At 71.8% G+C, this 14,349-nt stretch carries 9 protein-coding genes, 1 tRNA gene and 1 other RNA gene; 3 read left to right on the top strand and 8 right to left on the bottom strand.

Annotation, left to right across the window (positions count from 1 at the left end; translation table 11 throughout):
• From dnaX to CAL24_RS16755, 8 genes are all read right to left on the bottom strand, one after another.
• A partial coding sequence (gene dnaX, locus CAL24_RS16725; RefSeq protein ID WP_249278565.1) for a DNA polymerase III subunit gamma/tau occupies positions 1-1,198 on the bottom strand: 1,198 nt, incomplete at its 3' end.
• Between the two features lie 130 nt (positions 1,199-1,328).
• Positions 1,329-1,426: signal recognition particle sRNA small type (gene ffs / locus CAL24_RS16730), an RNA gene on the bottom strand.
• 221 nt (positions 1,427-1,647) lie between these two features.
• A complete protein-coding gene (locus CAL24_RS16735) occupies positions 1,648-2,043 on the bottom strand; it encodes an OsmC family protein (RefSeq protein WP_028353192.1) in 396 nt (131 codons plus the stop codon).
• Positions 2,044-2,158: 115 nt separating this feature from the next.
• Entirely contained in the window at positions 2,159-5,590 is a 3,432-nt protein-coding gene (locus CAL24_RS16740; RefSeq protein WP_094807312.1) for a UvrD-helicase domain-containing protein, read from the bottom strand.
• Positions 5,587-8,265, bottom strand: coding sequence for a PD-(D/E)XK nuclease family protein (locus CAL24_RS16745; protein ID WP_094807313.1), 2,679 nt, complete (start codon positions 8,263-8,265; stop codon positions 5,587-5,589). Before CAL24_RS16745 ends, CAL24_RS16740 begins: the two co-directional genes overlap by 4 nt.
• Positions 8,266-8,360: 95 nt before the next feature.
• Positions 8,361-8,495, bottom strand: a complete 135-nt coding sequence (locus CAL24_RS24440; protein ID WP_269321375.1) for a hypothetical protein — start codon at positions 8,493-8,495, stop codon at positions 8,361-8,363.
• Between the two features lies 1 nt (position 8,496).
• A complete protein-coding gene (locus tag CAL24_RS16750) occupies positions 8,497-9,702 on the bottom strand; it encodes an MFS transporter (RefSeq protein WP_028353189.1) in 1,206 nt (401 codons plus the stop codon).
• A gap of 126 nt (positions 9,703-9,828) precedes the next feature.
• Entirely contained in the window at positions 9,829-10,539 is a 711-nt protein-coding gene (locus tag CAL24_RS16755; protein WP_094807314.1) for a Crp/Fnr family transcriptional regulator, read from the bottom strand.
• A 168-nt stretch (positions 10,540-10,707) separates the two neighbouring features.
• Between CAL24_RS16755 and CAL24_RS16760 the strand changes: the two genes are divergently transcribed.
• From CAL24_RS16760 to CAL24_RS16770, 3 genes are all read left to right on the top strand, one after another.
• On the top strand, positions 10,708-12,363 hold the full coding sequence (locus CAL24_RS16760) for an acyl-CoA synthetase (protein WP_094807315.1): 1,656 nt from the start codon (positions 10,708-10,710) through the stop codon (positions 12,361-12,363).
• Between the two features lie 25 nt (positions 12,364-12,388).
• A complete protein-coding gene (locus CAL24_RS16765) occupies positions 12,389-14,155 on the top strand; it encodes an acyl-CoA dehydrogenase (RefSeq protein WP_094807316.1) in 1,767 nt (588 codons plus the stop codon).
• A gap of 85 nt (positions 14,156-14,240) precedes the next feature.
• A tRNA-Arg gene (locus tag CAL24_RS16770) sits at positions 14,241-14,315 on the top strand.
• Positions 14,316-14,349: the final 34 nt, after the last annotated feature.

Below are 14,349 nucleotides of genomic sequence, written 5' to 3' on the forward strand. Positions count from 1 at the left end.
CGGCCGGGGCGGCGTCGGACTGCGTCGGCGCGGGCCGGGCCACCGGCGCCGGCTGGGCCGCCGGCGCGGGCTGCACGGCCGGCGCCGGCGTCTGCAGCGCGGCGGCCGGGCCTGCCTGGCCGTTCAGGGCCAGCATGCGCAGGCACGCCATGATGAAGCCGGCGTACTCGTCGGGCGCCAGCGACAGCTCGCCGCGGCTGTGCACGGCCACGGAATAGAACAATTGCACCGCATCGGGATGCAGCACGCCGCCCAGCCGCGCGATGTCGCCGGCCAGCGGATCGTCGGCCGGCGTGGCGCCCGGCACTCGCTGCTCGATGGCCACGCGCGACAACAGCACCGCCAGGTCGGCCAGCGCGCCGGCATACGACAGCCCGCGGGTGGCCAGTTCGTCGGCGACCGCCAGCACGCCGGTGGCATCGCCGGCGGCAAGAGCGTCGAGCAGGCGCACCAGGTGGCGCTGGTCGATGGTGCCCAGCATGCCGCGCACGGCTTCTTCGGTCAGGTTGCCGGCGCTGTACGCGATGGCCTGGTCGGTCAGGGACAGCGCATCGCGCATGGAACCGCTGGCCGCCTGGGCAACCAGGCGCAGGGCCGGCAGTTCGAAGGCCACGGATTCCTCGCCCAGCACCGCCTGCAGGTGGCCGACGATGGCGTCGGGCGGCATTTGCTTCAGATTGAATTGCAGGCAGCGCGACAGCACCGTGACCGGGATTTTCTGGGGGTCGGTGGTCGCCAGGATGAACTTCACATGCGGCGGCGGCTCTTCGAGCGTCTTGAGCATGGCGTTGAACGCATGCCCGGTCAGCATGTGGACTTCGTCGATCATGCAGACCTTGAAGCGGCCCGCCCCCGGCGCGTATACGGCCTGTTCGAGCAGCTGGGTCATTTCCTCGACCCCGCGGTTCGAGGCGGCATCGAGCTCGAGGTAGTCGACGAAACGGCCGGCGTCGATCTCGGTGCAGGCGCGGCATTGGCCGCACGGGCGCGAGGTGATGCCGTTCTCGCAGTTCAGCGACTTGGCGAGAATGCGTGAAAGCGTCGTCTTGCCCACGCCGCGCGTGCCGGTGAACAGCCAGGCGTGGTGCAGGCGCTGGGAGTCGAGCGCGTGCGTCAGCGCGCGCACTACGTGGTCCTGCCCAACCAGGGTATCGAACGAGCGCGGCCGCCACTTGCGGGCCAGTACCAGATAAGTCATGGGCGGATTGTAGAGCCAGTTGCGCGCGGCCGGCGCGCCGGAAATGCAAAGGGGCGCCGCAACCAGGGCGCGGACTGCATGACCGGCATGACAATCCGTTCCGATTACGGCGCCCCTTTGGGGAAACCGGTGGGGCGAGCCTTACTCCGGCACTGATCCTAAACGACTATGGCTGCTTCGTTCCCGACCTGACCAGGTTCACCGCCGAACCATGCGAAGGGGCCCGCCACCTCGAATTCTAACAGAGCGGCCGGGAGGCCGCCTGTTGGAATTCGAGGTGGCGGGCCCCGGGGGCTGTATGGGGGCTCCCTCCCCCCGCCCTCCCCCCCGAGGGGGAGGGGGCTGGCGGCGGCGAGTGATGCGGGACGGGTTGTTTGCTTGCGTGGCGTCAGGCTGCTGGGCTGCAGCGGCGGTATTGCTGTCGCCGGTGAAGTAATGCGCCGGGCGGACTACGTGGGTGTCATGGTTATCGTGGGCATGTTGATGCGTACGGGCTTTGAGAGGGTCTGGGCGACGGGGGAGTTTTGCGCGGCCTGGCGGACGAGGTCCTGGTGTTCGGGCGAGAGCGGCGCCTGGAAGCGGATGGCGACATGGAAGGCGGTCTGGTGATCCAGGCGCTCGATGTCGACCTCGACGGTGTGTTCGGCAAGCGCGATGCCGTGGCGTTCGGCGGCCATCTCGATGGATATGCACAGGCATGCGGCGAGCGCGCTTTCCAGCAATTCGTGAGGACGCATGCCGGCGTCGCCGCCCCTGCCCGCCTTGCGGGTATCGGCAAGCAACTGATGGCGCCCGTTGGTGATCGAGACAGCATAGGGTTCGCGCTTGCGGGTGGCCGTGACCATATCGTCCTCCTTCTCGACAGAGGTCGACAGCCTACGCGTGAATGTCGCGGCCGGGCAGGCAAGCGCCCATACTGGTACAGGCGCTGACAGCCTGGGCCCGCGCCGCGTGCGGCTGCTATAGGTCGATCCAGAGCTGGGCGCGCGGGAAATACAGCGCCGCGCGGGCCGGCCGGGTGTCCAGGGCGGTGACCTGGGCGCAATAGCGGGCCAGTTGCTCGGCGTGACGCTGGCGCATGCGGGCGGCGAAGTGGGCGGCGGACTCGCCCGGATGCGGGCGGGCCGTCTTGTAATCGACCACCAGCCAGCCGTCTTCGGTGCTGAGGGCCAGGTCGATCACCGACACCCGGCCGGCCGCATCGATGAGCGGCCACTCGCGGCGCGCGCCGGATTGCGACAGCAGCCAGCGGCCGCGTTCGTGCTCCAGCGTGGCCAACAGCGTATCCAGCACCGCCTGGGCCGCCTCGGGCGCCTGCGCGGCGGGCAGGCCGGCGCGGGTCAACTGCCGTTGCATCGCCGGCAGATGGGCGCGCAGGGCCTCGGCCGGCCAGGCCTGCAGGCCATCCTGGCCGATGCGCGCCAGCCAGGCGTGCGCCAGCGTGCCGATGGCCGCGTCGTAGGCGGTTTCCAATTGCCACGCGGGATGTTCGGCGGCATCGCCGGCCGGCGCGAAGCCGGCGCCGGACGCGGGAAGCGCCGCGCCGAGGGTCGCGATGGCGGCGTCGGCCAGGCGGCGCAGCGGCTCGCCGCGCACCTGGACGGCGCCCTCGTCGTCGGCCGCGGCCTCGCCCTGCCAATCGGCCGGGGGGACCTTCTGGTCGGCCGGCAGCCAATCCCACAGGCGGCCCAGCAGGCTGGCCGCCGGCGGCGGCTTGGGCTGTCCGGTGGCGCGGTCGACCGCCACATTGCCCACCAGGTGCAGCCGGTGACGCGCGCGGGTGGCGGCCACGTACAACAGGCGGTCGGTCTCGAACGCGGCGCGGCGCTTCTCGCGCAGCCCGAGGTAGCGCGAGACCGGATCCGGCTCTTTGTCGGCGCGCGGCTTCACCGGCCCGAACAGCACGCGCTCGCCGCTCTGCTCGAAGCTGACCAGCGGCGCGCGGTCGGCGCGCGGCGCGCGATGCAGCCCGTACAGGATGACCGTGTCGAACTGCAGGCCCTTGGACTTGTGCATCGTCATGATCTCGACCACGCTGCCATCGCCCGCGCCGCCCTCGGGCGCGGCGAACAGGCGGGCCAGCGCGGCATCCAGCCGCGCCGGGTCGAGTCCGCCGTGCGGCGCCAGGCGCTCGATCAGCAGGAACAGGCTTTCCGCGTCTTCCGCGGCGCTCGGGCTGGCATACAGGGCCGCGCCGCCCAGGCGTCGCCACAGCGCCTCCAGCCAGGCTGCCAGCGGCATGGCGCCGCTGGCGTTGGCCGCGTCGAGCAGGATGGCGCCGGCGTGGCGCAGGCGCGCGAATTCGCCGGCCGGCAGCAGGCGCTCCGCGGGGCACGGGGCCGCGGCGGGCGAGCCCCATAGCGGCAGGGTCTGCCCGGCGGCCGGCTCCGGCTCGGCGCGCGGCGCGCGCAACGCCTCGGCCAGCAGCACCGGCACCGGCGTGGCCAGGTCGTGGCCGAACAGGGCATGCAGGGTATCGAGCGTGAGCCCGCACCAGGGCGCCCGCAAGACCGACAGCCAGGCCAGCCGGTCGGCGGGATGCGACAGCGCGCGCACCAGCTGCACCAGGTCGGACACCACCGGACGCTGCGCCAGCGGCACCAGGTCGACCGCGCGGCAGCGTATGCCCGCTTCGGTGAGCCGCCGCACCAGTTGGCCCAGGTGGCCGCGCGCGCGCACCAGGATGGCCACGGGATGCCGGCTGTCCGGATCGCGTTGGTCGAGCGCCTGGCGCACCAGTTGCACCGTCAAGGCTTCGGCGGCGGCATCGGCCGCCGCCGCGCCCTCCGCGCTGAATGCGGCATGGAAGCACACCGGCTCGCCCGGCAGGGCCGGATTGAAGGCGGCCGAATCGGTGTAGGCGATGGCGCCCGCCGCCGCGTCGTTGCGCGCGGGCAGCAGGCCCCGGAAGGTGGCGTTGACCCATTCGACCACGCCGGCCTGCGAACGGAAATTGTCGGTCAGCTGCAGGAAGTCGGGCGCGATTTCGCCCACGCCGCGCTCGGCCGCCTGCAGGAACAGCCCCACTTCGGCCTTGCGGAAGCGGTAGATGGACTGCATGGGATCGCCCACCAGGAACAGCGTGCGGCCATCGCCCGGCTGCCAACCGGCGGTGAGCGTGGCCAGCAGGTGGATCTGCGTCAGGCTGGTGTCCTGGAACTCGTCCACCAGCAAGTGGCGTATCGAGGCGTCCAGTTTCAGCAGCAGCTCGCCGGGGTCGTCGGCGCTGCCCAGCGCGTGCGTGGCGCGCTGCGCGATCTCGATGAAATCGACTTCGCCGGTTTCGGCGAAGCGCAACTGCAATTGGGCGACCGCCAGCTTCAGGGTCATGAGCTGCGCGCCCAGCACGCGCCATTGCGCATCGGTGAATTCGGCCGGCGGCACCTTGTCCACCGCGTCCAGCATCCAGATCCAGGCAGCCTTCGGATCGGCCGCGTCGAGCCACTGGGTGAAGACATCCTTGTGGTCGCACTTGGGCGGGAAGCCCAGCTTCTTGTTGACGCCGCGCGCGCTGCGCAGGCCGCCGGTGGCGGTCAACAGCAGGTGGCGCACCGCTTTCCAGTGGTCCAGCCAGGCCGCGTCGGGCTCGAGCGGCGCATCCCAGTCGCGCAGCGGCGCCAGGGCATGCGGCAGGCCTTCCGCGTCGAGCGCGGCTGCCGCCATGCGCGCCGGCCAGCGCAGCGCGTCGTCCCAGCCCGGCGGCATGGCCCGGGCCAGCGCCCGCAGGTCTTCGCCGATCGCCTCGGCCAGGGCATCCTGCAGGGCCAGGCGATCGCTGCCGCGCGACAGCAGCGGCAGCCACTGGTCGCGCTGGCCCAGCATCGCGGCAATGGCTTCGGCAGCCGCCTGCGTATCCACGTCGAGGTGCGCCAGCAGTATGCGCACGGCTTCGAAATCATCCGCCAGCGCCAGGGTGGCGCGCGCGGCGGCATCGTAGTGCGCCTGCGCGTCGTCGGCGATGCCGGGCATGCCGCCCAGTTCGGACAGCCATGGCATGCCGCGCACCAGCCCGGCGCAGAATGAATCGATGGTACGGATGGACAGGCGCGCCGGGTGCTGCAGGAGCTTCCACCCCAGCGCGTCGTTGCGCGCCAGGGCGGCGCGCGCCAGCTCCCAGCTGCGCCGGCCATGGTCAGTGTCGGGCATGAGGCCGTTGCCGTCGCGCAGCTTGCTCAGCACGCGCGCGTGCATTTCAGATGCCGCCTTGCGAGTGAATGTGATGGCCACGATTTCCTCGGGCCGGTTCACCGTGGCAAGCAGCGCCAGGATGCGGTCGGTGAGCAGTTCCGTCTTGCCCGAGCCGGCCGGCGCCTGCACCAGGAACGAGGCGGCCGGGTCCAGCGCGCGGGCGCGCGCCACGTGGTCGGAGGGTTGGCGGGCGGATCCGCTCATGCCGCGTCGTCCTCGTCTTCCAGGTGCAGCCGCAGGAACGGCATGGCATCGCAGTATTTCAGGTCATCGCGCCGGTAGGCCAGGTTGGCGGCATGGCCGCTGGCGTACTCGTCGGCCAGCGCTTCGACCGCCGCGCGCCAGCGCCGCAAGATGTCGCCCCAGGCCTGGCCTTCGAACGCCTTGCTGGCGCCCGCTTCGATCACGCCGTCGAGGCCCAGGTCGGCATCGGCCAGCCCGCTGGCGCCCACCTGGCGCGCGTGCACCTGGGCCAGCACCAGCGCGGCTACGCCGGCATCCGACGCCTCGCCGGCCAGCACGGCGGCATAGAACGGCAACTGCAGATTCACGGGCCGGGCGCGCGCCCAGTCGGACTCGGGATTGCCCGGCGCCATGCCGGTCTTGTAGTCGACGATGGCGGCGCGGCCGTCGGCCAGCCGATCCAGGCGGTCCAGCCGCACGGTCAGGGCCAGCGGGCCGCGCGACCAGCGGTGCGTTTCCTCGACCTGCGCCACCTCGAACGGCAGCCGGCGCGCCTCCAGATCCAGCCAGTCGGCCAGCACGCCGCGGGCCCGCGCGCATTCCAGTTCGCGCAGGGCCGGCGGATAGGCGTGCAATTCTTCGTCCGCCGCCTGTTCGACCGCCGTGCCGACCAGGTCCCCGAGACGCGCTTCGGCGATCGCCTCATGCAATTGTTCCTGGCCGGACAGCATGCGCCAGACGAGCTCCAGCGCGCGGTGCAGGAACTGCCCGCGCACATTCTGCGCCGCGACGTCCGCGTAGTCGGCCAGCGCCCGCCCCCCCAGCCGGTGGCGCACGAAGGCCCACAAGGGATTGCGCGCCTGCGTGTCCAGCACGTCGAGCCCGCCCGAGGCGCCCGCGGCCGCGCCGTCGCCGGAAGGCGGCGCCAGCGCCGGGCCGCGCTCGTCGTCCAGCACTTGCTGCGGCAGGAGCCCGGCCGGCGCAGCCGCCGGCATCTGCCACGCGGCCGGCGGCAGATCGGCGATCAACGGCGAGGGCCGCAGCTCGCGCTCGCCGTCGAGATGAGGATGGCTGACGACAATATCGGGCGCGCAGCGGCACAGCGCGGCGAACAGCGCCTCGGCCCATTGCCGCTCGCGTTCGGGCGTGGCGCGCGGCGCGCCGGCCTGGCGCAGCACGGTCAGGGGCAGCAGCGGATTGGGCTGCGGCGTGGCCGGCAGCACATCGTCGGTGAGCCCGAGCATCCACACGCCATCCCAATGGCCGCCCTCCGCTTCCAACAGGCCCAGCACATCCAGCCGGGCCGACGGATCGCGCTGCGGCTGGAACGAGGCCGCGGCGGCGGCGCTGGCCAGCAGCCGGACGGCGGCGCGGCCGTCGAGCGGGCCGGCCGCCGGCGCCAACGCGGCATACCGGCCCAGCAATTCCCCGAAGGCGCCCATGACCTGGTAGCCGACGCTGTCCAGCGGTCGCTCGCCAGGGAATCCCAGCGCCACCAGCGCCGCGCGGATCGCCGGCATCCACAGGTCGCAGGTGGCGTGCCGGCCGACAGCCAGCCAGGCGTCCAGCGCCGCCGGCCAGGCCGCCGACAACGCCGCGCAATCGGCCAGGTCCTTGCGCCAGCGCGCGGCATCGATGCGCACCCGGGCCTGGCGGCGCCAGCGCGCGTCGATGGCGGCATGGCGCCCGAGGTCGCGGCGATCGCCGGCACAGTGTCCGGCCAGCAGCGCGGCGCCCAGCACGGGCGCCTCGGCCTCGCCGGCCTGGGCCATTTCGGCCAGCGCGCGCAGCCAGGCCAGCGCCGCGCGCACGGCGGGCCACTCGTCCAGCGGCCGGCCGACCGCCACGTTGAAGGGATGCCCGCCCGGGGCCAGCGCCTGGCCGACCACGCGGCGCGCGAACGGCGACTCGGCCTGCAGTTGCGCCGAAACGATGGCAAAACGCCCGGTCGGCTGCTCGGCCAGCCGCTGCGCGGCCCAGGCTGCCGCGGCGCGCCATTCGGCGCCGGCGTCGGCGGCGCAATAACGCACCGGCAGCGCCGCGTCGGTGAGCACATCGCGCAGCCACGCGAGCTGCGCCCCCGCTGCCTCGAACGCATCCAGCAAGGCGGCGAAGCGCGGCGACACATCCGTGAACCCGGCCAGCACCAAGTGCCGGGGCGCGGACACGACGCCTTGCTGCAGGGCGCGCAGCACCCGTTCGTAGCCCTGGTTGGCATCTTCGGCATCGATCTCGCGCAGCCGCTCGCGGTAGCGCCGGCGCCAACGCGAGAAGCCCCGGTACTCGTCGGTATCGGCGCCCGCCGGCACCGCCAGGCGCCATTCGTCCATCAGCGTGTCGGCGTCGCTGGCCAGCGCCGCCGCCTGCCGGGTATCGAGCAATACGCGGCCGGCCTCTTCCGCGCCGATCGCATCGGCCCAGACCATCTGGGCGGCAAAGCTGTCGAGCCTGTAGGCCGGCAGGTCGGCCTGCGGCGCGAAGGCCAGTTCGCCGGCCGCTTCGGCCAGCCAGGCCGCCAGCGGCAGCACGCGCGGCAACTCGCTGACCTGGCGCTCGCGCCGCAGCTGGCCGGCCAGGTCCAGCGTCAGGCGGCGCGCCAGCCGGTTGTTGACGGTGAGCACCAGCGTCCCCGCGGCCGGCAACTGCCCGGCTTGTTCAAGAGTAACGAGGGTGCGCGAATCCGGTTCGTGGGGCATGCCGTGGTCAGCGCCGCCAGGGCCGGCGCATCGGTCGTTCATTCAGTTGGGGCCAACACAGGCCGTAGGATAACGCCGCCCGCCCGCGGCGCGCCTCAGAAGCCGCACATCGCGGCCAGCGTTTCCCAGTTCAGGCGCAGCTCGGGCATGGTATAGCCCGCGAAACCGAGCGCCAGCACGCCGGCCAGCACGACGCCGCCCAGCACGCGCCAGATGCGGCGGCGCGCCACGTCAGGCCCCCTGCCCCTGCAGCGCGGGCTGCTGCAGCGGCTGCTCGCGCACCGGCAGGCACAGCGCCGCCGCGACCACCGCCAGGATCACGCCGATCCACCACATCAGGTCGTAGTTGCCCGTGCTGGCATACACGTAGCCGCCCAGCCACACGCCGATGAAGCTGCCCACTTGGTGCCCCAGGAAGGCGATGCCCGACAGCGTGGCGGCATAGCGCAGGCCGTAGATCTGGCCGATCAGGCCCTGGGTGAGCGGCACCGTGCCGAGCCAGAACAGGCCCATCCAGGCGGCGAAGGCATACAGCACCCACGGCGACAGCGGCAGCGCCAGCAGCAACAGCATGCCGAAGGCGCGCAGGCCGTAGACGCCGGCCAGCAACAGCTTCTTGCTGTGCCGGCCGCCCAGCTTGCCGGCATAGAAAGAGCCCAGCACGTTGAACAGGCCGATCAGGGCGATGGCGGTCGCGCCGTGGCTGGCATTGAGGCCGCCGTCGACGACGTAGGCCGGCAAGTGCAGCGTGATGAAGGCGGTGTGGAAACCGCAGACGAAGTAGCTGCCGTACAGGAAATGGAAAGAAGGATGGCGCATGGCCTGCCGCACCGCCGCCGACAGCGATTGCCCGCCGGCGTGCGCGCCGGGCTTGCCGCGCAGGAAATACGCCAGCGGCGCGCCCGCGGCCACCAGCAGCGACAGCGCCCACAACGCGCCGGACCAGTCCAGGCCGGTGATCAGCAACTGGCCGGCCGGCACCACCAGGAACTGCCCCAGCGACCCGCCCGCGCTGGCGATGCCCATCGCGGTGCTGCGGTAGGCCGGCGGCACCGAGCGCGCCACCACCGGCAGGATCACCGGAAACGTGGTGCCCGCCTGGCCCAGTCCCACCAGCAGCCCGGCGCTGAGATACAGGCTCAGTTCATCGGTGGCGAAGCGCGTGCCGATCATGCCGGCCACATACAGCAGCGCCCCCAGCGCGACGGTGCGGCCCGAACCATAGCGGTCGGCCAGCATGCCCATGAGAATGCTGGCCGCCCCCCACACCAGGTTCTGCAGCGCGAACGCCATGGAAAAGACGTCGCGGCCCCAGCCGTGCGCCAGGCCCATGGGCTGCATGAACAGCCCGAACGTGGCGCGCACGCCCATCGCGAGCAGCACGACCAGCGTACCCAGCAACACGGTACGCAACGAAATGGATTGCGGATTGGACATCTGGCTTGCCTGCCTGGCGGTTGTATCGTTGTTGGCGCCCCGTTCTCCGTGGGGCGGTTCGCGCGCAGCGGAACACGCACATCAGTATACCCAGCGGCGCGCCGCCGGACCGGCGCGGCGGCCGGTTCAGATCTGGTCGAGTCCGTAGCGCCGCAGCCGGTCGGGATCGAGCGCGGTGATCTGGTTGTAGGCCAGGGCCAGTATGCGCTGGTCGGCCAGCATCTGCAGGGCCTGGTTGACGCGCTGGCGCGACAGCCCGGTGAGGAAGCCGAGCTCTTCCTGGGAGATGGCCAGGCTGGCGCCGGCCGGCGCGCGCGGGTGCGGCCGCAGCAGCCGCGCCAGCGCCTGGGCCACGCGCGCGTCCGGATCGAGCAGGCGGTGGTTCTGGATGGAGGCGATGAATTCGCCCATGCGGTCGTTCATCTGGCCGATGACGAAATGCGCGAATGGCAGGCTGACGGCCAGCAGGGCCAGGAACGTGGCCGCCGGCACCTGCATGACGAGTGACGGCCGCAAGGCGACCACGTCGTACTTGCGCAGCTCGCGCTTGATGACGCTGCCTTCGCCGAACCAGCAGCCCGGCGGCACGCCCGAGAACGTGCAGCTGCGTCCGGATTCGTTGTAGACCGACAGCTTGAGCAGGCCGCTGTGCACGCCCAGCCAGTAATCGGAGGGCGCGTTGCGACGCGCCACCCAGGCGCCGCCGGCGACGTGCTCGGCACGCGCGGTGGACAGCACCAGGTCCTGGTGTTCGGCGCTCAGGTCGGCGAACCACGCGCAGCCGTGGAACAGCTCGGCAAGCGCGGCGGAAGAAACACAGTGGGCGGCATCGGACATGGAAACACGCTTCGTTTGAGCGCCGCCAGCGGACGGCGCCTCTGTCGTGCTGGCGACAGACGCCATTTTCACGCCCCTCCTATCCTAGGGCAACGAGCCAGATCAAACCCGGGCCGGCGGTCCGCCCCGCCCCGCGACCGCCTCACGGCCCGCCCAGGAGACAAGCGCATGTCCAGCATGTTCAGCCGCGGCCTCGAACGCCGTTCCGCCAACCACGAGCCCCTCACCCCGGTCGATTTCATCGCCCGCGCCGCCGAAGTCTACGGCCACCGCCTCGCCATGGTGCACGGCGCGGTACGCCGCACCTGGAGCCAGACCTACGAGCGCGCCCAGCGGCTGGCCGGCGCGCTGGCCCAGGCCGGCGTGCGCCGCGGCGATACCGTCGCCGTCATGCTGCCGAACATCCCGGCCATGGTCGAGGCCCATTTCGGCGTGCCCATGCTGGGCGCCGTGCTCAACACGCTCAACACGCGCCTGGACCTGCCCAGCGTGCTGTTCATGCTGGGCCACGGCGAGGCCCGCGCGCTCATCGTCGACACCGAATACGCCGAGATCGCGCGCCGCGCCCGCGCCGAGTTCCCGCACCTGGTCGTCATCTCGGTGCACGACCTCCCCGAGGCCCCCGCCACGCTGCCGGGCGCCACCGACTACGAAGCCTTCCTCGCCGCCGCGCCGGCCCGCTTCGACTGGCAGCCGCCGGCGGACGAATGGGACGCCATCGCCCTGAACTACACGTCCGGCACCACCGGCGACCCGAAGGGCGTCGTCTACCACCACCGCGGCGCCTACCTGAACGCCATCAGCAACATCCTCGAGTGGGACCTGCCCAAGCACCCGGTCTACCTGTGGACCCTGCCGCTGTTCCACTGCAACGGCTGGTGTTTCGCCTGGACCCTGGCGGCGCGCGCGGGCGTGAATGTCTGCCTGCGCAAGTTCGACCCGCAAACCGTCTTCGACCTGATCCGCGCCGAGCGCGTCACCCATTACTGCGGCGCGCCCGTGGTGCAGAGCGCGCTGGCCAACGCGCCGGCCGAGATGCGGGCCGGCATCTCCCACACGGTGCGCACCATGGTGGCCGGCGCCGCGCCGGCGCCCTCGGTCATCGCCCGCATGCGCGAGATCGGCTTCGACCTCACCCACGTCTACGGCCTGACGGAAGTCTACGGGCCGGCCGCGGTCTGCGCGCCGCAAGACAGCTGGGGCGCGCTCGACGAAGACCGCCGGGCGCTGCTCATGGCCCGCCAGGGCGTGCGCTACCACCTGCAGGCCGGCATATCGGTGCGCGACCCGGACACCATGCAGCCCGTGCCGGCCGACGAACAGACGGTCGGCGAGATCATGTTCCGCGGCAACATCTGCATGAAGGGCTACCTGAAGAACGAACGCGCCACCGAGGCGGCGTTCCGCGGCGGCTGGTTCCATACCGGCGACCTCGGCGTGCTGACCGCCGACGGCTACGTACGCATCAAGGATCGCAGCAAGGACATCATCATCTCCGGCGGCGAGAACATCTCCAGCATCGAGGTCGAGGACGCGCTCTACCACCATCCCGCGGTCGCGGCGGCGGCGGTGGTGGCCATGCCCGACCCGAAATGGGGCGAGACGCCGTGCGCCTTCATCGAGCTCAAGCCCGGCGCCGGCGTCACTGCCGAGGAAATCATCGCGCACTGCCGCCTGCTGCTGCCCGGCTTCAAGGTGCCCAGGACGGTGCGCTTCGGCGAATTGCCCAAGACATCCACCGGCAAGATCCAGAAATTCGAACTGCGCGCGGCGGTCGGCGGCACGCGCGCCATCGATCTGGCCAACCCCGACAACCCCGCCTGAATCCCCCTCTTCCAGAGTACCCGCCATGCCTTACGTCGCCCCCGTGAAAGACATGCTGTTCGTGATGCACCGGCTGGCGGGCCTGGCCCAGGTGGCCGCCCTGCCCGGCTTCGAGGACGCCAGCCCCGACACGGCCCAGGCGGTGCTCGAACAGGCGGCCCAGTTCGCCGGCGCGGTGGTGGCGCCGCTGAACCAGCCCGCCGACCGCGACCCGGGCGCCTGGCACGACGGGCACGTCCGCACCGCCGCCGGCTTCCGCGAGGCGTTGCGCCAGTATGCCGATGCCGGCTGGCAGGGCATGAGCCATCCGGTGGCCTACGGCGGCCAGGGCCTGCCCGGCCTGGTCGCGGCACCCTGCGCCGAAATGCTCAATGCGGCCAACCTGTCGTTCGCGCTGTGTCCGCTGCTGACCAACGGCGCCATCGAGGCCCTGCTGGCGGCCGGTTCGCCCGAACTGCGCAGCCGCTACCTCGAGCCCCTGATCGCCGGCCGCTGGACCGGCACCATGAACCTCACCGAGCCGCAGGCCGGCTCCGACCTGGCCCTGCTGCGCGCGCGCGCCGAGCCGGCCGGCGACGGCAGCTATCGCATCCGCGCCACCAAGATCTTCATCACCTACGGCGAGCACGACCTGGCCGAGAACATCGTGCACCTGGTGCTGGCGCGGCTGCCCGGCGCGCCGGGCGGCATCCGCGGGCTGTCGCTGTTCCTGGTGCCCAAGTTCCTGCCTGACGCCGCGGGCGCGCCAGGCCCGCGCAACGACGTGCACTGCGTGTCCATCGAGCACAAGCTCGGCATCAAGGCCAGCCCGACCGCGACCATGCAGTTCGGCGACGCCGGCGGCGCCGTCGGCTACCTGGTGGGCCAGGAAAACCACGGCCTGGACGCCATGTTCGTCATGATGAACGCGGCCCGCTTCGCCGTCGGGCTGCAGGGCGTGGCCATCGCCGAACGCGCTTACCAACGCGCGCGGGCGTACGCCGCCGAGCGCGTGCAGAGCCGGCCGGTGGACGGCTCGTCGCGCCAGGCCGTGCCCATCGTCGAACATCCCGACGTCCGCCGCATGCTGGGCGTCATGCGCGCGCTCGGCGAGGCCGGCCGCGCGCTGGCGTATTGCACCGCCGCCCACGCGGACCACGCCCACGCCGCCCCCGACCCGGCCGAGCGCGCGCGCCACCAGGCGATACACGCCTTCCTGGTGCCGATCGTCAAGGGCTGGTGCACCGAAATGTCCATCGAGGTCGCCAGCCTGGGCATCCAGGTGCATGGCGGCATGGGCTACATCGAGGAAACCGGCGCGGCCCAGTACTACCGCGACGCGCGCATCCTGACCATCTACGAGGGCACCACCGCCATCCAGGCCAACGACCTGGTGGGCCGCAAGACCCTGCGCGACGGCGGCGCGGTGGCGCGCGGGCTCATGGCCGAAATCCGCCAGACCGAGGCCCTGCTCGAGACGCGCGCCGAACCGGCCGCCCAGCGCATGCTGGACCCGCTGCGCCAGGGCCGCGAAGCCCTGGGCGAGGCGGTCGATTTCGTGCTGGCCCATGCGGCCGGGCATCCCAATGCCATCCACGGCGCGGCGGTGCCGTACCTGATGCTGGCGGGCACGGTGCTGGCCGGCTGGCAAATGGCCCGGGCGCTGCTGGCCAGCCTGGACACGCCCGAGGATCCGGCCTTCCACCAGGCCAAGATCGCCACCGCCCAATGCTATGCCCTGCACCGGCTGACCCAGGCGCCGGGGCTGGCCGCCGTGGTGCTGGGCTCGATCGACTACGCCGTGCAGCCCTGAGCCGGATGCTAGAATTGCCCCCTTGCAGGGTTCTGGCGCCGCCCATAATGGGCTTTGTTTTCAGCAACTTGCGAATCCCGGGCTGCTCGCCGTAGTTAAATGGATATAACCGGCCCCTCCTAAGGGTCAATTGGTGGTTCGATTCCACCCGGCGAGGCCATCTTCCCGCCCCTGGGGCGCCCCTTCCGCACACG

The sequence above is a fragment of the Bordetella genomosp. 2 genome, from assembly GCF_002261345.1.
In the GTDB taxonomy this organism is placed as follows: Bacteria; Pseudomonadota; Gammaproteobacteria; order Burkholderiales; family Burkholderiaceae_B; genus Bordetella_A.